The sequence below is a fragment of the Pedobacter sp. V48 genome (genome assembly GCF_000523515.1).
GTDB lineage: Bacteria > Bacteroidota > Bacteroidia > Sphingobacteriales > Sphingobacteriaceae > Pedobacter.
Genome location: NZ_AWRU01000032.1, coordinates 351,874 through 373,314 on the forward strand (window position 1 = coordinate 351,874; position 21,441 = coordinate 373,314).

The following is a 21,441-nucleotide window of genomic DNA, read 5'->3' on the forward strand; positions in this document are numbered from 1 at the left end:
GTTATATCTGTCTCATTTCTATTGCATACCCAATTTCATCAACCAACTCTTGGCCGACTAGATCGCTGCTTGCCCATACTGGCTCCGTGTCGATACCAATATCAGCAAAAATATTGCAAAATTTATTTTCCGTTTTATAGATGTCGAAGGTTCCATCCTCCAGGGGAACAACCAGCAGCTGCGCATTCTGGACATTAATATTAAACGGTTGATCGATTCCTTCACTCATCATTGATTGCTTTATGCCAATTTAGGTATTTCAATTTACATATTGTGCTCAGCAATCAGTTCTCCGATTTGCTGCACAAAGTCAAATTCCATTTCATCATGAGTGGTCCATATCACCTGATCACCCGTTGGTTCGGGATAGATAACGCCCAATTTATCCTCACCTTCCATTACCCTGTAGGTGCCATTGTCCTGTGGCTCAATGGTCAGATGGCTTTCCAATAATTGTATATCAAATGACTTCATAATTTTCTTTTAAATACTGAACAATCTTAATAGGAAAGGGTTTGGAAATAGATCACCATACTTATTTCACGAACATAACGACAGCTGAATTGTTACCTATTGTAATTAGAAAAGATAAACATGGAACAGTTCAGAATAGAAGTTGCAAACGGAAATCAGGGCAGATTTTTTGATATTTTGCCCTTAGGAAATGCACGATATGAAATTTTTGTTGAAGGAGAAACGATCGGAAACATTCAATTGGATGAGAAAGACCATACCCACTGTGAAAGTCAGGGTTGTGAACTGGATATGCCCATGTTGAATTCCATTCGCGAAAGCATTCAGTATTACGAGCAATGGGGCCATGGAATGGGACACAGTTAACTAAATAAATCCGGCTGATCAGGCGGTGGCGGGGCTTTGGGAACTTTTGGTTTTTTTGGAGTAGGTTCTTTAGGCAGAATAGGCTTAATGGCTTCCTCATCGAAATCTAAAGGCAGTGTCAGTTCAATGCCCTTGTTAGGATTTAGCTTAGTAGATACCTTATTTACTTTTTTGCTCACGCGGTAACGGTGCATCCATTTATCCGGGAAAGGCACACAAAGTGCCAAAAGTTCATCGACAGAAAGTTTTTTGTTTAACCAGTTCTTTTCATCAATCTTATGAAGGATAACCGGCATTCTTTTTTTCTCATGTATCTCGCCGACCAGATTATTGGCAACACAGGTCATCATTCCGAAGGTATCATAATACTCGCCTGCTGGATCAATCCAGCGGCTCCATAATCCCGCAACGCAGAATGTTTTCCTTCCGGGAACGGTAAAGCGGTAAGGAAGGCTTTCGCCATCTTTTTTCTGCCATTCATAGAAGCTATCCATAATGATCAGGCAGGTTTTACGATGGACCATAAGCGGTTTATACGTCCTTTTCTCCATCACTTCCTCACTCCGGATATTCCAGGTATCGTAAGTCAGTTTATTTGTTTTAGCATCATGGGGTATGATTCCAAAATGCATCCTTTGAATGAGATCGGGCTCGTCAGAAGTTACAATAAAGCCAAAATCTGTAGGCGCGATGTTGGCATCCGGTTCATAAGGCCCAGTCATCTGGTAGGGATTCTCTTTGAGAACTTGTTTCTCCTCGGCGGTTAAGGTATAACGTACACACATACTATTTCTGCTTATCCGAAGATAATAAATCCTGATAAGATTTACAGGTGACTATTCTTCATCGTCATACAATCCACTGGCCTGGATTTGGTCATCCTCATCCAGCCAGATATCGAAATAAGTATCTCCGTCAACAACCACATTCATCGGTTGCTGTTGGGTAAATTTATGGTCTTTTAAATGCTTCTTAACTTCCAGTCCGGTTTCAATCAACTCATTGAAGATGTCATCTGGCACCATTACCTCCTGATTTCTAGACTGGAGACTTGAGAAATACCAGTTTACTGCCAGATCATTTATGGTTTCATCATCTATTGTTTTCATGGCGATTTGCGTTGCTATTGAAAGTTTAACTGTTCAACCGTATAATATGTTTTCCTTCCACCGTTTTTTTCGATCAATATTTCGTGCCCGGTTGGACTCTCGGTTAATTTCGGGTTGTGAATCTTTAAAAAATCCCGCACTTCAGCATTGAAACTATCAGGAATTGCCTTGGTTAAGTTCATAATTTCTTTGCGCAGCACTTCCTCAACCGCCTGATGCAGGTCCTTCACATTCTTCTCGGGAATCGCTTTTGCTACTGCGAATGGAGATATCCTGGCGTGCCACAGTATTTCATCGGCATAAGTGTTCCCGATTCCCCGGACGATCTTCTGATCCATTAACACCTGTTTGATTGGGACACTTTTTTTCGCGAGAACTTCCTTTAAATACGTAATGTTAAACTCCGCTGATAAAGCATCTGGCACCGCATTCGGTTCAGGATTCAGTGTTGGGGTAGCCTGCTTTTGAAAATCAGTCAACGCAAAACTGTTGTCTCCTTTGAAATGAAATTCAATAATCTTAAATTTAACTTCGTCATCTTTTTCAATCAACTGGATTTCCCCATGTAACATGAGATGGAGCCCCAGTACATTGCCTCCACCGAAATGTAGTTGTAGGGTCTTCCCTTCCCGCAGCACGGACTGCAACTGATGTCCTTCCAGGGCATCTTTCAATTCTTTTTCAGAAACATTAAGTTTTTTGGAAACGGTTAGGTCTAGTTTCTCAAGCGTTTTATGCTTAAATCGTTTTTCCAGATTCGCGGAGAAAACTTCTAAGTCAGGTAGTTCGGGCATAGTCTATTTTTGTAGGTAAGTAGTAATGTTGTCAATTGATTTTCCAGCGGCAAGTACCGCCTTACGAAGATCCGATTCGCTCAGCTCAAATTGTTCTGCCCAAAATGCGAGATCTACAGGATCGTCCACATTCACCTCCAGGGAGTTGGCATTGCTATTGATATTTTCCATTACCTTTCCCAGTATCTCGTTTAAATATGGCTTCAATTCATCAGGGGAAATTTGCCAGATGCTTTGATTACTGAAGTCTACATAAACTTCATCATTAAAATTATCCATGTCATCTCGGTTTACCAAACTGCCATCGGAATTTGTTGGCGGACTCACCCCAGCAGAAAGATAGCCAATTGTTTCAAAGTCTTCATTAAATAGGGTATAGTCGCCAGTTGCACCCATTACATCCTGAACGCGCAAATTCTGTGTCTTGCCGAACAGGTCCAGGGTGATCAGGTGGGCTGCCTCAGGATTATTGAAGTGCAGGATGTCAATCAGTTCGTTCGCCCGTTTAACTGTGAATTCATATTCCTCTTTTGGATTGCCGTGTTCAGCAATATAAGGTTCCAGGTATTTGTTTAGGGCCTTGACAAAGGGTGCCGAATTAATGTCCCCATTGGTATTAATGATAAACCAGGTGAAATCAGTCCCGGCGGTGATCGCTGAGATTTCTGGAAATTTAGCCTTTAAATGGTGGCCAAGGGTCTCCATAGTATGAAGGTTTGTATTTTTAGTTTCCATGTTGCTGCTTTGGATACAAGTTAACAATTAATTCATTGACCTTGTTTAGGTCATTATAATACAACTCTGTTCGGAGTATCTTCGCCTGATAGATATTGAACTGGTATACCTGGTCGATCTCGCCGAACTCCGATACCAGATGTACCATATAAGCGTCGAAGTCCAGAATAAATTTTTCTATGGGTACGCGTCCTTTGACCGCCAAATCAAAAACGGTTTCGGAAGCAAGGTTTACCTTCATGATCTCTTTAAACCGGATTTCCAGTACCCGAAGCACTACTGCGGAAAATACCGGTGTTTTTCTTCTTGTTTTCATAGCCCTGTGTTTTTATCTCTGTAATAATCAATTACTTTGTTTAAAAAGCCTTCTCCTTTACGCGTCAGGTCCGCCAACTCTTTCTGGTAATCTGCGGTCTTCTGGAGGATCGCTTTCTGGAAGGCATTGTTTCCGCTACGTGGATCCCGAAGCACTACATTTGCCAGCAGCTGTTCCACCTCGTAATTATTGATGAAACGCCTGGAATATTCTTTGGTGAACTCTTCAGGTGTATACCAGCAGCCAAATTTTTTATGATAGAGCCATACTTTTTGTAGCAAAGCTTCTGTGATGATCGGCATCAATCGGTTAAAATCGCCTTGCTTTCGCTGCTCCGGGGTCATTTTGACTGAATTTGGATAACTGCCCATATTAAATTGCTTTTACGATAATGATGTCCTCAATTCTGGTGGTATATTTCCGGGATAGGAATTCCTGGCGCATGAACCATTTCTTTTCATAGCCCATTGCTGCATATCGGATGGTATCTTTCCCGTAATCCAAATTCATTTTGTCCATCACCTTGAGTGCCTGTTGCATTTTGGCCTGCTTTTCCTGATTGACCTCCTCAAATACAGAAGCCTGTAGCTGGCTGAGTGGCTTCAGGTCTTTGAGCTCGATGCCAACTTTCTCATAGCGATACCCTTTGATAAATATCCGCCTAAGTGCTTTTAACGCTTCTTTTATCAGCACCGCGGTATCATTTGTTGCCACCGAAAGTTTCACGGTTGTTTCGGTGGTATACCTTTCTGATGCGACCGAAAACTTACTGGTATGCAGGAAAACAAAGATTTTTGCACAGACAGAATTTTGTCTTCGAAGCTTCACCGCAGCATTTGCCACATACGTGGCTAGTGCCTCTTCAATCGGAGCAAGATCCTTCTCCAAACGGCCAAATTTCCGCCCAGTCGTAATGCCCTCTTTGACAGGCCGCACGTATTCCATAGGAATACAGCGCTCTCCCTTGAGTTCACGATAAGTCCTGCGTCCCTGAATGGTCATCAACTTGAGCACATAGTCCTCCGGTAACCGGATAAAATCCAAGGCTGTATAGACACCCGCCTTCATGAGTTTGACGGCATATTGCGGTCCGATTCCCCAAACATCACCAATTTCCGTTGCCTTTAAACCGTCCTCAATCTTTTCAAGACTATCCAATAAAAAAACTCCGTTTTTGCTTCGCTTTTTAGCAAGCTTGTTGGCGATCTTTGCCAAGGTCCTGGTCGGGGCAATACCAATACAAACCGGAACACCCGTATATTGCAGAATCTTTGCCCGAAGATCAGTCGCCTCCTTTTCCAGGTCTGTGTACTTATGCCCAGTCAGGTCACAAAAACATTCATCAATGGAATAGATCTCCTGATCGGGGAAAGTCTTTCGAACGATACCGGTAATCCTTCGCATCATATCCTGATAGAGGGTATAATTTGATGATCGCCACCACAATCTTCCCTGTTCATGGTGCTCCCGCATCATAAAATATGGGGTGGCCATTTTAATGTGCAGCTCATTTTTTGCCTCGTTACTGCGGCTGATACAACAGCCATCATTATTGCTCAATACACAACCTGCCTTGTCACGAAGTTCAGGCTGGAACACCCTTTCCGCGCTAACGTAAAAGTTGTTCGAATCTATTAACGCGAGCACTATTCCTCCTTCTTTGATTGTAAATGGTATGCGGTACTACACCCCAGATCTCAAACTGGGTGGCATCATTCAGCTCAATGGGCCGGTAATGTTTATTGTCAGGCATCAGAAAGACCTGGCAGCCTTTTTTAAAATACGATCTCAGCACGAAATCGCCATTTAATGTGCCCACCACCACGTCACCTGTCTGGGGATTAAGTGATCGGTCAACTACCAGCATATCATCGGGATAAATCCCTGAACCTATCATGCAATCTCCTTCCACTTTGGCAAAAAAAGTAGCCTCAGGGTACTTGGAAACATAATCATTCAAATCAATACTGGCCTCCTCGTAATCGGCGGCCGGGCTTTCGAACCCTGCATGTATCCTATCCGAAAACAATGGGATGAGGGTTTTAGCGGTCCCTCTCCTGAACAGCGTAATCTCTTTCATAAAAATTGAATTTAGGTTGCTACAAAGCTAGGCTAATATTTTTGGGAAAAACGAATAAAAGACTAATTAATTTAGTATTTAACTATTATCACAGAAACATTTCTAAAAATATTAGCAAATTAAACTAATACGAATTTGTACATGATTTCATATCTTAGTTTCGTTAAACTTTATTTTTCATAGCAGCCGATGAAAAAAATACCGCTTATCCTACTCTTCCTATTCTCGATAAATAAATTCGCTACTGCTCAGACTTGGCAGGACACCGTCCGCATCATCGATCAGCTATTTGAAAGATATGCTCCTGAAAATCCGGGCTGCCAGATCGCAATCAGCAAAAATGGTCAAATATGCTATTCAAGGGTCTTTGGAATGGCAGATCTGGACAAGCATACAAAACTCAGCACCTCCTCTCTGATCGAAGCGGGCTCTGTTTCCAAGCAATTCACCGCGGCGGCAATTTTGCTCCTGGAACAGCAGGGAAAACTTTCACTGGACGATGACATCCACAAACACCTGCCTGAATTGCCAGATTATGGCATCAAAATCAGTCTGCGTCAGATGGTGCATCATACCAGCGGACTGAAAGATTGCTGGGCTTTACTTTCTTTGTCAGATTGGCCCAGGGGTAGCAAGGTATACAACAATCAACAGATCCTGGACCTCATGGCACATCAAAGGAGCCTGAACCATGCGCCTGAGGAGGAATTTTTGTACAGCAATTCCAATTATATACTATTGGCCATCATTGTCGAAAGGCTGAGTGCCAAAAGTTTGGCTCAGTTTACTGAGGAGTACATCTTCAAACCCGCAGGGATGACGCATAGCCGCTGGCGGACAAATAGCAAACAGATTATTCCGGGACGTGCCATGGCTTACGCGAATGTAAATGGTAAGTATGTAATAGATATGCCCAATGAGGAAGTGTATGGCAACGGCGGACTACTCACGACTGCTGAAGACCTGAATCGGTGGAACCTATTTTATTCTCACAATCTGTTGGGGCGTCCTGGACTATTGCAAAAGCAGCTCGATACTATAGCATTAAATAATGGGTCGCCAAATCCTTATGCTGCTGGCATACGCCTGGTGACCCTTCTTGGGCATAGGGTTTGGATTCACGATGGTGCGACAGCAGCCTATAGGGCATCACTGGAATTTTATCCCGATCAGGATTTGTCCATCGCCTGGCTAGCCAATACTTCTTCCTACGATGATAAACCAGATGAGCTTTCTGAGCTGCGCAAACTGTTGTTAACAGGAGAACGGCCTGATCTACCTCAATCTAAACCTGGAACCGATGCAGACCATCTAAAACTTGAGTTATACACGGGGAATTATCATTCTGACGAAGTGGATGGCAATCTAAAAGTTTTACTAAATGAAGCACAACTGGAAATCCATCGGGCAAAAGATCAGAAATTCAAACTGGCCGCTGGCGCAGGCGAGGATTTCTTTCAAATCGTAGATTCAAAAGTAACGGTACACTTCCTGCGCAACGCTAAGGGAAAAATTACCGGACTCCACTTTAACACGCCCCGGGTCAGAAAGGTCCTGTTTGAAAAGCTCAAATAAAATAGGCTGCCTTAGAAATGTATATATCAAACCAATATAACCTATGATGTAAAAATTACAAAACAAGTATAGGAGAGGTTATCCTGAATATAGGTGTTGAAATTCAGAATTTTTATGGTTATAATTGCATATGCTTGTTGGCAAGCTTGCCCGTTCGTGCAAAGATTTCATCAGCCAATAGTTTAATAATGCAAACCTACCTGCTTATTATCCAAACAAGATTACGAACGCGAAAATTCAGGATAGTTAAGCTGGTACAAAAGGAATGTATTATGAAAACTATTGAGTACTTCAAACTCCAGGCGAAAAATCTTCACAAAGATTTCAAAACAAAAAAACATTATCTTGATCCTCTATCAGGCGATTATTTTTATGAATATGAGCCAAAGTTTTTTGATGTGGATGCAATTCTAATTAGCTTCAATATCGATCAAGACAATTTCACCTTGATGAATGCGCATCACATCATTGCCAGAATGGTGGGATTTGACAAGTGGACGGAATTATTAAAAGCGTCTTCTGAGGCATTAGAACTGGCGAAACTGCTGTTTGATAATATGCACAAAATCCATATCGAAGAATGGCAAGATTATCTTGCACGTAACGAGCATGATAATGATGTAGAATTCAATGATGGTGCTAAATTGGACATTTTCAAAACAGTATTTGCAGAAGTAGACGGCCATGAGAGTTTTCGTATGGATTACCGTCTTGCAAAAAACAAGAAGCCATTAAATGTAAATCACAAAATTAAACCCCGCAAAAAGATGTCTACAGTTAAAATTACAGCCCTACCATTGGACGGTGCTGAAAGAATTGAGTTTATTAGCACAGCAAACTCGGTTTTTGAGCAAGTGCTACAAAGGATTGAGCCACAACATCCCCACTTAGTGCGTCAATTGTGGAATGCAGAAGAATATATTGATGATATTCTGTTGAAACCAGATATGTTGCCAATCGATCGTGACTATGCGCTTTCTTTGATTGATGCCTTTTTGGTTCAGCATGTCATTGGACTTGCCGTTGACACTGACGATCAGGATGTGTATCGTAGTTAAATGTGAAAAATAGCATTTGAATGGAGGTCGTTATTTACATCGTTAATTATATGCTTGATGCAGAAAAATTCGTAATTTGGTATTGAACTATTACGATGAAATATAACGATCTCCTTCCTATTAATACTACTGACAAGATTGATCTGCTGATTGATCGGTTTGAGCATTTAGCTAATCCTGATCAACTTAATAAACTCGAAATTGAAGTAATGTTTCATATCAGGAAATTGAAAATTCAGTTTTACTTCAAGGAACGTTTTCAAGTATTCAAGGATAGTCTTCCTGTACCTAAGGTCCCTGTTGCTACCTCTGCTAAAAAAGGTTCAGTCAGCACCTACCACTCGCCTTCAGAAAAGCAATTAAAAGGGGCAAGAGCTATTGTTCGTGAGCTGATTGGTCTGAGCTTTTCGGAAATTGAAAAGTTTACAGACCTGAATTGTTCTACCCTGGAACGGCTATTGTTAAAACATGAAATTGAAGTGACGGATGAGACTATTTTCACTTCAAAAATGTATGAGCTTAGCAAAGACTATTTAACAAACGCTTTTGCAGTAAAAAACAGGGCCAGCAAACTTTCAAAGATTGAAGAGGAAAGTATTTCTTCCGGTTATACCAAAAGAAATTACAAGTTCGCGCCAAGCTTAGGCAAAGAGGGTAATTATCATAAACTGATATTCATTAGACCCAAATCTTAATTTCAAAGTGAGGATTCTTGTACCTACTTCTAACTATTTTTACAAACGATATTCTGGATAAATGGAAAATAACAATTACGCAATATTGGTGGATGAATGGATTCCGATCTATGCAAATGTGCTGGCAGATTTGGAGTATAATCAAAACCTTGCTGATCACCTGGTTTCCATTGAAATGATACTCAGTAAAGTTTTAGGATCAATAAGTCTTGCAGAACTTTCAGGTCAAAATACTGAAAAGCTTGAAACGCTAGGTTTTGCAATATTCAGCCTGCAAAGGCGGGTTTTCCACTTCATAACTGACTTTATCCCCAAACAAAGAAGACAACTTTTGGCTTTGAGCCGGGAGTGGGTTAAGGAAGAAAAGTTCTACAGTGAAGCAGTGCTTTCAAAGGACGATATAATGAATAATGAAGCCTTTTTGGCCGAGATCAAAACATGGATTAATCTTGTGGCCGACGCAGTAATTACAAATGAAGGTGTGTTGCAAATTATTTTAAAGGCACCGATACACGAAATGTTATCGGGTACTGCGACCCGCTTTTCAAGAAGCGCCGAATCACATGGATTAAATTTGAAAAAAATTGTTCTTTTTGATGTTGCTGATGCGAAAGTGGGATCAATAGTGAACGGAATAGAATTGTTTTCAAAACCATTGACTTATTAACTAAACCATCGTACTTTATATAAATAAGGGTATAAAAATGAATGAATTATCGGGGATTACTTCAGCAATAAATTTGGCTGCAAAAATCAACAAGCGTCTGGATTTAGATAATCCTATGATGCGTATCGTCAACGCACAGCAGGATATGTGGGATCGGCTGATGCCCAACAAGAACTTGTTTACCAATCACCTTTCTGCGAGTTTGGCCGATACTGTATTTGGTTTCCATGACCCTGGTGGCATTGTTGCAATGTCTCAATCCATTCAAAAGCAATTCCGGATCAATATTCCTGAAAGTACTTTAGCGACGATAGATCTGATCTCTAAACAACATCGGGACTTGTTTGGTATATCAAACGCTATGACAGAAATATTCAGAATGGGAACAGCTACGGTTCAAATGAACAATATGCAGTCAGCTCTGAAAAACATCAGCGGTCAGATTACAGCAATAGCCACATTACAGCAAAGATGGGATCTGATTGATGACTTTGAGGAGATCAGTGAGCAGGCTATGGAGATTACCAGTGGTTTGAACGCTGAATTGCCATTAACAGCAGAAGAAAACAGCTCATTTCAGGAACTGCTTACCTTTGTTTATTCGATTGTTAAAAAACATAAAAAGGTTGGGATTTATTCTATACTTTTTGTGGATATGGTACTCAGGATTGCTTCTTTTCACCAGTATTATGATTTCTTAAAATCGAGGCCGGAGCTTGCCACAAAAGAAGATCTGGGTAAATTTGAAACTAAACTTTTCCTGGCTATACAGGAAAAGCTGAAGTCGGAAAAAGAATACCGTATCATTAATCGCTCTTGCCGAATGTATTTGAAGCCTAAGTCTAAAAGTCAGGTACTCGCAGTCCTTCCTAACGATGCAGAGGTAATTGTGCTGCAAATTCAAGGTAGATGGGTTTATATCAGTTATATAGATCCCAAGGATAATCTTTCGTTAACCGGGTGGGTTATGAAAAAATATTTGAACAAACCGTAAGGGTCAAGAACTTAGATAACTCGGGATTTAATAGTCAAAATATGATGAAACCAATTTTTTCGCGAAATGAAGATATTGATAGGATCGCTTTTTTAAATTGGAGGATCTCTAAAGATAGACATATACAAAACCTTACGAATATCGCGGAGGGATACCTGACGGCTGCAATTCGATTGGCGAGGTTGTGTTTGATCAACAATAATGATAAAAGCGCTGATATTGTCATTTTTCCAATACTGATGAATGCCAATCATGGCATAGAGATTTATCTAAAAGCAATCATGTGGTCACTGAATGTTATTATGAAATCAGATGCCCGAATTGATCGTGGTCATAATCTTTTGCAACTTTACAGGTCAGTGAGGAGTAAAATCAAATCTTATGGTGGAAATTTAACGCTCAAAGATTTCAATGAAGCTACAGCTGGATTGTTGAATTACCTGGAAGAGCTTTTTGAAAAAACTAAAGGAACGGATAAAAAGGACAATATGGATTTTTCAAGATACCCCTTTAATACCAGCTATGAAAACCATTTCTATGTAGAAAAGTTCGGTAATACTGAGGTTGACCTGGAAAATTTTGTAGTGCGTTTTGAGGAAATAAGTGTTGTTCTGGATAATATTGCTTCTTTTCTTTATGAACATGAAATTCCAGAAGATTTTTTTGACTAATTATCCTTCAACTACATCCAATAATACATGCCATATCTGATCGCAATGCTGCCCTCGTACTCTGACCAGGAATAATCATGGCAGTTTTTCCAAAGTATCTTTTTATCATCGATATAGGCTTTGATACAATATTGGGTATTGAAACCTAATTTTAGTATATCTTCTTTTTCTACATATATCAGATTTGATTTTTCAAACTGATCTTTGTAATTATTCAATATCCGGTAATTTACCCTGATCTTACTAAATGCATCAGGAAGAAACTCATTCTCCTTTGAGCGGAGTTCGGACCGAATCCTGCTATTGTAATTGTTCTTGCAATCTACGTTACAATATTTTTTTCCCTCCCTTCCATAAAGCTTTTTGCCACAATAATTGCAGGTTGGTTTCTCTTGTTGTTGTTCTGATGTTGAAGTCATAAGATGTTTGGTTTTTCGTTACTAACATTTTTTATCCGATAAATGTTTTTGGAAACCGTTACCGGNRTGRAGNNMAACCRANAKTNCTGARWTCNYAYCAGNNATAANGNWYCATTYYWKMTRCYWKWRTWNTTNTMAWGTNKMACTNGAMTWYTSCTTNWYWTSAAAWANWTMANGYTAKAWGWWYMMGSARAWWWTASMSTYKSAMTSSWTTTCCTCCTACAAACGTCATTATTTCCTGGACTTTAAAAGAGCGGAGAACAACAGTAATTATATTCAGATCACCAGAAGTGAACTACAAGAAGATGGTAGCTATAAACGCTGGCAGGTAATTGTGTTTGAAAACGACCTGTCATGTTTCATTCAGGCTTTCTCTTCTTTGTTCCAGAGTGCAGCCTGGGGTAACCGCAGTTATCTGGGAATAAAAGAGATCCAGGCAGAAGCTAAGGTGGCCGCCGGAATTAAAGCATTAGCACCCGAAGACCGTCCACGTGAAAGGCTGGCTGCATCAGGGCCAGGTGCGTTATCTGATACCGAACTACTGGCGATCCTGATCGGTTCGGGTACGCCCAGCGAATCTGCACTGGCACTTGCCGAACGCATTCTTATAAGTGTAAACCGCGATTTATCCCGGTTACGGAAAATGAGTATGGCTGAGCTGTGCCGTTTTCGCGGCATGGGCATGGCCAAATCTGCTTCGGTCATGGCTGGGCTGGAACTGGCCGGGCGCTTATCTGTTCCTGCACCGAAGCCGCAAGTGATCTATCTCATGCGCAAATTTACCGGCAATCGCTTGCGAGGTAATGCTGAACGTCCCAATTGATCTTTGGTAATCAGGCGCTTGTGTTTTAACCGTTGTTTAAGTCTTTTTTAAGATGGATTGTGAGTTTAGGGCTGTTTGATGGGCAAATTTCTGATCCGCAGGTTCGCCAGTCAAGGCGGCTCCGTTTCACTCCGCTTGTTTTGGCAAAAAAATCTCCACACCYGMKCTKMGCTTNGGGTTGTATTTTTTTGCCAAAAGCCTTGTCTGTCTTCCCTGCTATCAGGTGAGGGTCATATCAAAAAGCCAGAGAATGGCTCCTGCCGAAAGGTAGTAAGCAGGTTGCAAATCTTAAAACCCATAGACAATGGAAACAAAAGTAAAAGAAAACGGACAGGCTAAAGTAGTTCATGCCGTAGCAGACAAAAAAGCACCTCAATTTGTTGCTGGCAATCCGGTTAACAAGGAATCGGTAAAAGAATCCAGTGCAGAAGCTAAACCTCAAACGGAACACGGGGGCTTTGTAAATGTAAATAAGCTAGGCGAATCTAGCGGAGCGGTTCAACAGCAAAAAGGTTTGACTAATGGGACAAATCAGGGCATTGACATGCAAACACCTGTAGTTAAACCCGTATTGAATTTAGAACAAACTTTGTTGCTGATCAACCAGCTTGCGGAAAAAACAGCGCTTAGGAGTACTTATAATGGGTATATAGATAGCTTAAAGGCTTTTGTACTTTCTCAAAATGATGATGATATGGCCAAAAAAGACGATACCAGTTTTAAAGGTTGTGAGTTGATCATCAGAGATGGTAAAGGCCACGATTTCTATACCTCAAGTGCGTCGGTGATTGCGGGCACGGTCACCTTTATGACGGGCAGATTTGCCGAACGTCTTGCAGAAGTTGAGGCTGAAATTGTAATTCCTGCTTAAATCAGTATTGCGCCCCTGCCTTGGTAGCGGGCGCTACTATTCAATTAAATTTTAAGTATGGAAACCACATTTATTGAATTCTTAGATGGGCTTTTTTATGGTGGGTATGCCAGTTGCTTTGTTGATGAAAACCCCGAAGCCTATTACCGCCAACTGGCTGAATTCTCAAATCTTTATAAACGTCGAATGAAAACACACTTGTATTTAACGGTTCGCGTAGAAGTAGAAAGCGAATTAAATCTGCTGGATTGCGTGAGAGAATTAGAAAAGCAATCCGAGATTAAAATCAGCGACACCCCTAATGTGCGGGTATTGGAGATAGCAATTCTCTTATCTGTATTACCCATTAAAAATTAAGATCATGTCACATCAAATCAATTACAACAGCAATACCAATCAGCATAGTTTTTTCAGTGTAAAGGAAAAAGCATGGCACAATTTAGGTCAGGTCATTGAACACTACCCGACCAGTGGCGAAGCTCTGAAATATGCGGGCTTAGATTTTGAGGTACTCAAACGTCCAAACATCCACCCGCTGCCAAGTAGGATGAACATTATATCTGATAACAGTTTCTTTACTTTCCGCACCGATACGGAGGCGATTTTAGGGGATAAGATCGGGAGTGATTATGAGGTGGTGCAAAACACCGAGGCCTTCGCGTTTTTTGACAGCATTGTGGGCGGTACAGATGGCATTAAATATGAAACAGCCGGTGCGTTGGGTAAGGGTGAAATTATCTTCATTACGGCAAAACTACCTGAATATATCCGTGTTGGCCGTGAGGATTTAATTGAACAATATTTGTTTCTGACTTCTTCACACGATGGTACGGGAAGCATCAACATTGCTTTTACACCTCTAAGAATTGTTTGTACCAACACTTTGAATGCCGCTTTAAAACATAGCTCAAATTGTATTAAGATTCGTCATACGGCCAGTGCAGCGGAAAAACTGAAACAGGCACAAAGGATGCTGGGTCTTTCAAACAGCCTTTCCATAGAAATGGAGGCTATTTATAACAGGTGGTCACATGTGTGCATCAGTGACCCCGAGCTCAAACGACTTATTCAACTGGCCATGGTCCCTAATCGTGAGGTCCTGGAAAAACTGCACAATTTTCAGGATGATGAATTGTCGAAACAGTTTAACAACATCGTAGACCAGGTGTACGAGTATGCCATGGCAAGCCCGACACAGCAAATGGACACTACACGGGGAACTGTTTTTGGTGCGTTCAATGCGGTAACCGGATATTTTCAGAACGTGAGAAACTACAAAGACGAAGAAAGTAAATTCAAATCGATAATGTCGGGAACAGCATTGACCCGTACACAGACTGCTTTTAATTTGTGTATGGGCTTTACCAAAACTGGCGCTAGTGCGTTGAATTAACAGAATTTTCACAGGGCGGGGCTAATCTCCACTGTGCTTTTTACATTATGTAACGATAAACTAAAAGTGTTTTAAACGGATGGTTACTTTGATTTATTTGTAGTTCATCCTAAGGGCAACCTGCTGTTTTCAGTTTAAACAAGAACTCAAAATTAGTGGGCGGCCCTACGGGCGTTAAGCGCTTTTTAAGATTGATAAAGATTTCAATGTTCGTTACCTGATAGGGGTCAAGAAATATAAAGCCGCCTTGTTAAGTCTTCTTATCTTCGCAGGTTAACTTATATTAGACCATTATATAATAATAGGTGTATGAATATACAGTTAATCATGGAAGCCATCTACCGCATCGAAAAAGAGCTTGCGATAGTTAAACAAGAAATGTCACATCAGATACCTCAGAAAAAGCCAAGGAAACTTACCGATAAACAAATTTTACGCGATGAAGCCCTTAGAACTTTGGCACAACAGCGGGAAAAGGATCGTTTGCGTGCAAAGAAAATGTTTAAAAAAGAATTCGAGGCGCTTGCGGCCAGAGAAAAAGACCTGGAGAAACTATTGACAAAAAACAGATGTAGTTAATTTTAATCCTTATTTGTTTGCACGGCTGATTTTCCAAAGTAAGAAGTATGGATTATCTTTTAGTTTACTTTCTTCTGTCTGATATCTAATCTCAGATGCCATAAAGCCTAAAGTACCAGTACCTGCAAAAGTATTGAATAACGACTGGAAGTTTGCACTTAAATTTGCGTTAATAGCCACTAAACTAATTGTAATTGCGGCCAGTGTCGCGCCTGTCCCTAATTTATGTATATCTTTAATAGATTTGAATTTTCGGTTTATAGATTCTAACTCCGGCCGTAGCTTATCGTTATATATTTCGTTCGTATTTACTGTTTTGGGATCAATAGTTGAATTCATTAAATTCTTTAAAGTGACCCTAAAATTTCCTAGTAAATCTGTTTCGTCTTTTAAAATCTTACTCAGATTCTCTGCTGATATATTATCAATGAAAGGTAGGGTTATCTCATACAGTACTTTCGATTGATAATGCTGAAGACCATTGTCAATCACAAAACTATCCTTTTCATTCATCTCTTTTATTTTCCAATCTGTCGTAGGTGTATCGGAATTGGCATAATATATAATTGCGTCCCGTTTGGTTATTGGGGCATTATATAACATGATTGTCCGGATTGGTCTGATCAAAAGCTTCCCACTATCTATAAATGGACTGAGCTCCGTAATCAGGTTTCTTGTTGCGTTGTCTGTATGCGTAGTGTACGCCGGTAACAAATCATGTGGCTTAGGAACATGTCCATTTAATATGCCGGGAGGGAATGTAATATTTCTTTTAATGAAGCGATGGTCTTCTGGAGGATAATAGTGGATTAAATGTTCATCAGTTCTATTTGGCAACATAAACAATGATGTAAAATCAGAATAAATACTTAGAAATTTAGATGTCTCTAAAGCCTTGCTGATATGGTCGCAGTAAAATTCTGATTTAATCCCCTGGATTCTACCGATTCCATTTAATATACCTTCTTCCTGATCAACATAAGTGTTAATCAATTCCGTGGCACTTATCATGCTGGATTCTTTTAAATTCTGAACAATTACTTTCTCAATCATAATTTGCTAAAATTAAAACACTAAAACCACTTCTGAACCATCGGTCAATTTAACAAGAATCAGGCTTTATTATACCTTTTGGTTCCATTAACAATAATGTCATGAAATTTAATATCAGATGAATCTGGCAGCCCTATTGCGTCCATGACAATTCTTGCAATTGTAAAAAAAGAAAGCTGATCATTCACATTTATAGTATAAAAGTTTCCCTTGATGAATCGAGGAACTTCAACATATTTTTTTGGTGCAAGTGGTATATTGAATAGCTTTATTTTCTCTAAAAAATCGTCATCATCAAAAAACAAGAATTTTCTCCAGGTGTTTGTCACTCTAGCTCGAAATCCAATCTCATTGCCAACATTTACTTCGCAGTCCTCTAATATAGCTCTATACTTCGAAACGATGATCAGCAGCACATAAATCAATTCTGCACCATCAATGATGGAAATATGGTTTAAGAAATCAGTATCTTTCCGTCTAGTAACCGTTTTGGGTTTAATTGTACGTGAAATCAGTGACGGTACAAATTCGTCTACCGTTTCATAGGGGCTATATTTATCTTGCAAATAATTAATCAAGTTGGAATTAGCATAATATGCTGGAACATTCCTTAAATTAAACTCTGGTAATCTAAACAAAAATTTAAGTCCCCCATTTCTACAGAGTTCAACAGTTGTTGTTTTATAAATAATATTATCGTCATTTAGGGGTCTTATAATCAATGAATCTTGTGAACTATAAATACTATTAAAGCCAAGATTAAGAGGTATGTTTATTGCGTTATCATCGACATCTTTAAACACGCAATCTACATTTTGATAGAATCTTCCAGCAACCAGCTTGAAAAAATCTGTAGAAAAGAACTTTTCAAACTTAAATTCATTGTAGGGAAGTGGAAAAAGATAAAGCTCTAGATACGGAATTTGAGAGTCCGATTGCCCTTGCGTTTCTCCATAATCCATGTGACAGAATCTTTCGATAGATTCGTAATATTCATTTGACTTTTCTGAAAGTTTTTCAATAATATAGCGATCCTTAATGGGATTACTCTCATTGTTTTCTCTTTGATATATCACTCCCTGGCTAGTAATATAGGGCGGAATTGGTCCTGGTTCAATTTTAATGACAAATACTGCCTTCTCATTACTCAGAGGGACGATTTTAAAATGATATAATGGTTTTGGAGCAAGATTACTGGCAATGATTTGAGAAACCTGATCAGAAATATTCTTATAATCGTCTAAACTAATACCACATAAGTTGGTTGCAATGTTCTTGTCATTGGCCTCAATACCATAAAACAACCATCCACCACGTGTATTTGCAAAAGCGGATACTGACTTAACTATTTTTGTTCCCTCTATTTTACCGGATCTTTTCGGTAGATCTGCTTTATACTCTATGTACCATCCCTCACTAATAGAATTGTCTATCAACTTGTGGAGTTCAACTTCGTCAAGTTGTTCTAATTCTTTATCAAAGGGAGTGTAAAAAGTCATTTAAGTGGGATTTAGTCTATTAGAGAGTTTTGTTAAATATAAAAGAATTGCCCCAAGTTCTTGAAATTGATCTAACATAAGCCCATTGGACAAGAAGAATAAACATATTCGAACAATTCTGAAAACAAGCTTTATATTTCTTGGTATATTCGCTTAACGCTAAATATAGTAAATTGGAGGAGATTAAAACACCGTTGAACAAGCTAGATATCCTGTTAAAAGATTACCTCATACAACAGACAAATTATGCATTATTGCTAACCGCGGGTTGGGGTGCAGGTAAGACTTATTATCTTAAAAATCATTTTTTCAACTGTATTGATGATACTGGATATCAGCCGGTGCTAGTATCACTTTTTGGTATTAAGTCAATTGATGAGATTAAAGACCGTATCATCACCGAATTATACCCCATTCTTAAGAATAAATACCTAAAAACAACCAAGACGATCTTAAAAACTGTGGTAAAATCAGCTGATGTTACCAAACTGTTCGGTCATGGCATATTTGCGTCATTGATTGACGAGGTGAGCGAAGGTAAAAAAGCACTTCAAGAGCAGCAGAAAGATTATCTAGAATTAGATAAGTTATTAATTTGTTTTGATGATCTGGAAAGGGCTAGCCCTGAGTTGTTGACCAACAGCGAAATCCTTGGATATATTAACTCCATGGTGGAGAACAATAATATCAAGGTTATTATCGTAGCGAACGAAGGGATCCTTGAAGATCAAAAATATTTAGAAGTCAAGGAAAAAACTATCGGTGACACCATTCATTTCAACCAAGACTTCAATGATGCGTTTCTAAACATTCTTGAAGGGCTTGAACAACCTGCTAATTACAAGAGTTTCTTGAAGGACAACCAACAGATAATTCATCGGTTTCTTTCCATCGATAAAAATTATGAGGTAGGCAAAGTAAATTATCGTACACTAACACATTTTATTGCACGGTTTAGCCAGGTATATCAATTTTTAAACACTGGTTTGAAAATCAAAGACTTGAAGGACCTGAAGGAAGAGCTATTGTCCAATCTATTAAAATTCAGCTTATTTGTGATCAATGAGTACAAAAAAGGTTTTTTCACTTTTTTTGATCGTAAAGGTTTTGAAGAGCCTGGATCCATCATGGTTAAAAGATATGTTCATATAGAACGTAATAACCCTGATTCTAAATCGACACGCTTAATACAGATTGCTGACGCATATTATCCCAATGAAGATTTTAATTTTTATGATTCCATTTATAGCTATCTAACAGGGGGTGATTTCTTTGACAAGGATAAATTTCTAATTGAACTAAAACATGAATATCACGTAGTCAATGAGAATATCCATGAAGCTTACAAGATCACTAGAAAACTTTCTGGCGTAAATTATTTTGAATTATCAGACCAAGAATACCTTGAATCAACAAGGAAGATAAGAAGGTTTGCTTTGGAGGGTGCCTATCAGCTTCATGACTATATTACCATCTTCTACTTAGTTTTAAGGCATGGGAATCCGCTAAGGATAAATGAAGAAAAATTCTGTAGGCAATTACTAATTCAGATCAAAAAGAAACGTAGTTCTCATGTCTATAACTCATTGATCGATCAACATCTAAATATATCAAAAGACTCCGAATTCTATAAGTTTAACACAAAATTAAAGGAGGTTATCATTTATATTAATAACCGATCACATTTGCGTGATGAAAAAAATATTGCAAAGAGAATTGAAAAAGAGCTTTCAAGTAACTATCATTTGATCCACGATGAGTTGATAGCTAAAATCAATAAACCATTTGGAATTGCCAGCTTTAAAGATGTCAGTTTTCGAAAATTCTTTTCAGTATTTTGCCAGGCTGACAATGCAAAAAAATCGAAAATGCTTCTTTTGTTCAGATTCATATATGACCCTAGAAAAGGCAATAATTCCGTCAAGGATTTTGTATTTGTAAAAGGATTGCGTGATGTAATTCAGAAGAAATTATCAAGACATCCAAGCAAGAATATTAGCGGATTACTTACTGCCGATCTTTTAAAAGCAGTATCCGAAAGCATCGACGAGATTAGACCTTATAACCCAGAAATGTAATTCTTAAATTCATTTTATAAATGTGTGGATTACCGATGTGATATTCTTCGAATTTGATTATGGCCAGTAATCCGGTTATAACCAGATTGCTACTATTGCACCATAGTAATTAAGAATTAGAACTTTGTATTATTTGCCTTTGCTTCTATCAATCGCTGATTGTATTTCACCATCCAGCTCCCCCGCTGCCCGTGAGAGGGCATCGTGCAGCATAAAAGCCTCTTCCCTATGGGACATAAATTTTTCTAAACATCGTTCTATGTTCAATGTCCCCAGTTCCTTAAATTTCCTTTCAAGAATAGTGAGTCGCTCCGGCTTTTTAAAAGTCCAACTCTTTTTATATTTTTTTGCCAGTTCATCGAACCTTCTATCCCTTTCATGCGCATCAGAAATCTCTTTTAATCTTTTTAGCTCGTTGTCGTTTGCATTTAGAAATGCGTAATTAAGTACAAGTTTATTAAAATCCCAATCCTTAGTATGGGGAAAAAAAATTACGAATTCCTTGTCTACGAATTTCAACGCACTCTTCGCATCTTTCATTTTCCCAACCAGAAAATCGGAAATCAATCTAGATGCCGATTTTGCTCTCCTATCAATGCATGTAAAATGTTTAGCTAGAAAATTATCCCAGTCGTCTTTTGAGTTTCCACTGAACATCGCAAAACGACCTTTTTTGTCATTGTAAGGATCAACAGTATCCATGGTATATGCCGTAAATCCTCTTCCGGATTTCCAATTAGGCTGATATTTAACAATGATGGAATACAGCATATTGATAGCAATCCGAATTAATAGCTTCTCCTCGCCAACTTTATGATACAGGTTATTTCTAACGTCATGGCAAAAACTGAGCATTCTACATTCATCCGTTGTAATAATAGATTCTACAACGCTAAGCTTTAACAATTCGTCGTAGTTATAAAGTACTTTATGCCTGAACGTCTCAGAATACTTCTTTTCCCTTTTATAATAGGCTTCGTCATGTCTAAAAATTTGCTTGATTAATGTAGAAAGCTGTATTTCAATAAAATTATCCAAAAGAATGGCTGCAAGACGCCTATGTGCAGCCTGTGTTGATCTTGCGAATTTTGCAGCCTCAACCAGTTGTGTTTTAAGTAAAATAACCCTTTCCATCCTTGGCTAATCTATATATATTTTTTATCTCCTGAGCAGTTCTAATGCAATGCCCAAT

The 21,441-nt window shown here is 39.0% G+C and carries 27 protein-coding genes; 13 read left to right on the forward strand and 14 right to left on the reverse strand.

The annotated features are described in order from the left end of the window. Position 1: 1 nt before the first annotated feature. Both N824_RS23595 and N824_RS23600 read right to left on the reverse strand, forming a co-directional pair. Entirely contained in the window at positions 2-232 is a 231-nt protein-coding gene (locus N824_RS23595; RefSeq protein ID WP_152542448.1) for a hypothetical protein, read from the reverse strand. A 32-nt stretch (positions 233-264) separates the two neighbouring features. Next, positions 265-474, reverse strand: coding sequence for a hypothetical protein (locus tag N824_RS23600; protein WP_048907561.1), 210 nt, complete (start codon positions 472-474; stop codon positions 265-267). Positions 475-594: 120 nt separating this feature from the next. Here N824_RS23600 and N824_RS23605 point away from each other — a divergent pair, with 120 nt between their 5' ends. Then, positions 595-840: a hypothetical protein gene (locus tag N824_RS23605; RefSeq protein WP_048907562.1), complete on the forward strand. Its 246-nt coding sequence runs from the start codon at positions 595-597 to the stop codon at positions 838-840. Here N824_RS23605 and N824_RS23610 read toward each other — a convergent pair. From N824_RS23610 to N824_RS23645, 8 genes are read right to left on the reverse strand one after another with little or no spacing between them, the layout of a single operon-like run. After that, positions 837-1,625, reverse strand: coding sequence for an SOS response-associated peptidase (locus tag N824_RS23610; RefSeq protein ID WP_048907563.1), 789 nt, complete (start codon positions 1,623-1,625; stop codon positions 837-839). The genes N824_RS23605 and N824_RS23610 overlap by 4 nt on opposite strands. Before the next feature lie 51 nt (positions 1,626-1,676). Then, entirely contained in the window at positions 1,677-1,949 is a 273-nt protein-coding gene (locus N824_RS23615) for a hypothetical protein (RefSeq protein WP_048907564.1), read from the reverse strand. A 14-nt stretch (positions 1,950-1,963) separates the two neighbouring features. Next, positions 1,964-2,743: a DNA-formamidopyrimidine glycosylase family protein gene (locus N824_RS23620; RefSeq protein ID WP_048907565.1), complete on the reverse strand. Its 780-nt coding sequence runs from the start codon at positions 2,741-2,743 to the stop codon at positions 1,964-1,966. Positions 2,744-2,746: 3 nt separating this feature from the next. Beyond that, the gene (locus tag N824_RS23625) at positions 2,747-3,478 is read right to left on the reverse strand and encodes a DUF3606 domain-containing protein (RefSeq protein WP_048907566.1); all 732 of its coding nucleotides are present in this window, start codon (positions 3,476-3,478) and stop codon (positions 2,747-2,749) included. Continuing rightward, positions 3,468-3,794 carry a hypothetical protein gene (locus N824_RS23630; RefSeq protein WP_048907567.1) on the reverse strand — a complete coding sequence of 109 codons (327 nt, stop codon included), beginning with the start codon at positions 3,792-3,794 and terminating at the stop codon, positions 3,468-3,470. The genes N824_RS23625 and N824_RS23630 overlap by 11 nt, the downstream gene beginning before the upstream one ends. Then, a complete protein-coding gene (locus tag N824_RS23635) occupies positions 3,791-4,165 on the reverse strand; it encodes a hypothetical protein (RefSeq protein ID WP_048907568.1) in 375 nt (124 codons plus the stop codon). Before N824_RS23635 ends, N824_RS23630 begins: the two co-directional genes overlap by 4 nt. A gap of 1 nt (position 4,166) precedes the next feature. After that, positions 4,167-5,441 carry a Y-family DNA polymerase gene (locus N824_RS23640; RefSeq protein ID WP_084498430.1) on the reverse strand — a complete coding sequence of 425 codons (1,275 nt, stop codon included), beginning with the start codon at positions 5,439-5,441 and terminating at the stop codon, positions 4,167-4,169. Next, complete coding sequence (locus N824_RS23645) at positions 5,404-5,874, reverse strand: LexA family transcriptional regulator (protein ID WP_048907570.1); 471 nt, start codon at positions 5,872-5,874, stop codon at positions 5,404-5,406. The genes N824_RS23640 and N824_RS23645 overlap by 38 nt, the downstream gene beginning before the upstream one ends. A 189-nt stretch (positions 5,875-6,063) precedes the next feature. Here N824_RS23645 and N824_RS23650 point away from each other — a divergent pair, with 189 nt between their 5' ends. From N824_RS23650 to N824_RS23675, 6 genes are all read left to right on the forward strand, one after another. After that, on the forward strand, positions 6,064-7,449 hold the full coding sequence (locus tag N824_RS23650; protein WP_048907571.1) for a serine hydrolase: 1,386 nt from the start codon (positions 6,064-6,066) through the stop codon (positions 7,447-7,449). A gap of 272 nt (positions 7,450-7,721) precedes the next feature. Then, positions 7,722-8,507: a hypothetical protein gene (locus N824_RS23655; RefSeq protein ID WP_084498444.1), complete on the forward strand. Its 786-nt coding sequence runs from the start codon at positions 7,722-7,724 to the stop codon at positions 8,505-8,507. Between the two features lie 95 nt (positions 8,508-8,602). After that, positions 8,603-9,202, forward strand: coding sequence for a hypothetical protein (locus N824_RS23660; RefSeq protein ID WP_048907573.1), 600 nt, complete (start codon positions 8,603-8,605; stop codon positions 9,200-9,202). Between the two features lie 61 nt (positions 9,203-9,263). Further along, positions 9,264-9,869, forward strand: a complete 606-nt coding sequence (locus tag N824_RS23665; protein WP_048907574.1) for a hypothetical protein — start codon at positions 9,264-9,266, stop codon at positions 9,867-9,869. A gap of 37 nt (positions 9,870-9,906) precedes the next feature. Continuing rightward, complete coding sequence (locus N824_RS23670) at positions 9,907-10,863, forward strand: SH3 domain-containing protein (RefSeq protein ID WP_048907575.1); 957 nt, start codon at positions 9,907-9,909, stop codon at positions 10,861-10,863. Positions 10,864-10,904: 41 nt separating this feature from the next. Continuing rightward, on the forward strand, positions 10,905-11,534 hold the full coding sequence (locus N824_RS23675; protein WP_152542449.1) for a hypothetical protein: 630 nt from the start codon (positions 10,905-10,907) through the stop codon (positions 11,532-11,534). Between the two features lie 11 nt (positions 11,535-11,545). Here the strand turns inward: N824_RS23675 and N824_RS23680 are convergent, their stop codons facing one another. Then, a complete protein-coding gene (locus N824_RS23680; RefSeq protein ID WP_048907577.1) occupies positions 11,546-11,953 on the reverse strand; it encodes a hypothetical protein in 408 nt (135 codons plus the stop codon). A gap of 334 nt (positions 11,954-12,287) precedes the next feature. Between N824_RS23680 and N824_RS28760 the strand changes: the two genes are divergently transcribed. The 5 genes from N824_RS28760 to N824_RS23705 all read left to right on the forward strand — a co-directional run bounded on the left by N824_RS28760 (position 12,288) and on the right by N824_RS23705 (position 15,619). After that, positions 12,288-12,776 (forward strand): UPF0758 domain-containing protein, encoded by a 489-nt coding sequence (locus tag N824_RS28760; RefSeq protein WP_052334255.1) that lies wholly within the window; start codon positions 12,288-12,290, stop codon positions 12,774-12,776. Positions 12,777-13,080: 304 nt separating this feature from the next. Next, complete coding sequence (locus N824_RS23690) at positions 13,081-13,647, forward strand: hypothetical protein (RefSeq protein WP_048907578.1); 567 nt, start codon at positions 13,081-13,083, stop codon at positions 13,645-13,647. A 57-nt stretch (positions 13,648-13,704) separates the two neighbouring features. Continuing rightward, positions 13,705-14,004 (forward strand): hypothetical protein, encoded by a 300-nt coding sequence (locus N824_RS23695; protein WP_048907579.1) that lies wholly within the window; start codon positions 13,705-13,707, stop codon positions 14,002-14,004. Positions 14,005-14,008: 4 nt separating this feature from the next. Then, a complete protein-coding gene (locus N824_RS23700) occupies positions 14,009-15,040 on the forward strand; it encodes a DUF932 domain-containing protein (RefSeq protein ID WP_048907580.1) in 1,032 nt (343 codons plus the stop codon). Between the two features lie 309 nt (positions 15,041-15,349). Beyond that, positions 15,350-15,619, forward strand: coding sequence for a hypothetical protein (locus tag N824_RS23705; RefSeq protein ID WP_048907581.1), 270 nt, complete (start codon positions 15,350-15,352; stop codon positions 15,617-15,619). A 9-nt stretch (positions 15,620-15,628) separates the two neighbouring features. On the opposite strand, the gene N824_RS23710 is transcribed toward N824_RS23705, so the two are convergent. Both N824_RS23710 and N824_RS23715 read right to left on the reverse strand, forming a co-directional pair. Further along, complete coding sequence (locus N824_RS23710) at positions 15,629-16,672, reverse strand: hypothetical protein (protein WP_048907582.1); 1,044 nt, start codon at positions 16,670-16,672, stop codon at positions 15,629-15,631. A gap of 59 nt (positions 16,673-16,731) precedes the next feature. Further along, positions 16,732-18,171 carry a helix-turn-helix domain-containing protein gene (locus tag N824_RS23715; protein WP_048907583.1) on the reverse strand — a complete coding sequence of 480 codons (1,440 nt, stop codon included), beginning with the start codon at positions 18,169-18,171 and terminating at the stop codon, positions 16,732-16,734. A gap of 173 nt (positions 18,172-18,344) precedes the next feature. On the opposite strand from N824_RS23715, the gene N824_RS23720 reads away from it, so the two are divergent. Further along, on the forward strand, positions 18,345-20,249 hold the full coding sequence (locus N824_RS23720) for a P-loop NTPase fold protein (protein ID WP_161662354.1): 1,905 nt from the start codon (positions 18,345-18,347) through the stop codon (positions 20,247-20,249). A 129-nt stretch (positions 20,250-20,378) separates the two neighbouring features. Here N824_RS23720 and N824_RS23725 read toward each other — a convergent pair whose 3' ends face one another. Continuing rightward, complete coding sequence (locus tag N824_RS23725; RefSeq protein WP_048907585.1) at positions 20,379-21,383, reverse strand: hypothetical protein; 1,005 nt, start codon at positions 21,381-21,383, stop codon at positions 20,379-20,381. Positions 21,384-21,441 lie beyond the last annotated feature (58 nt).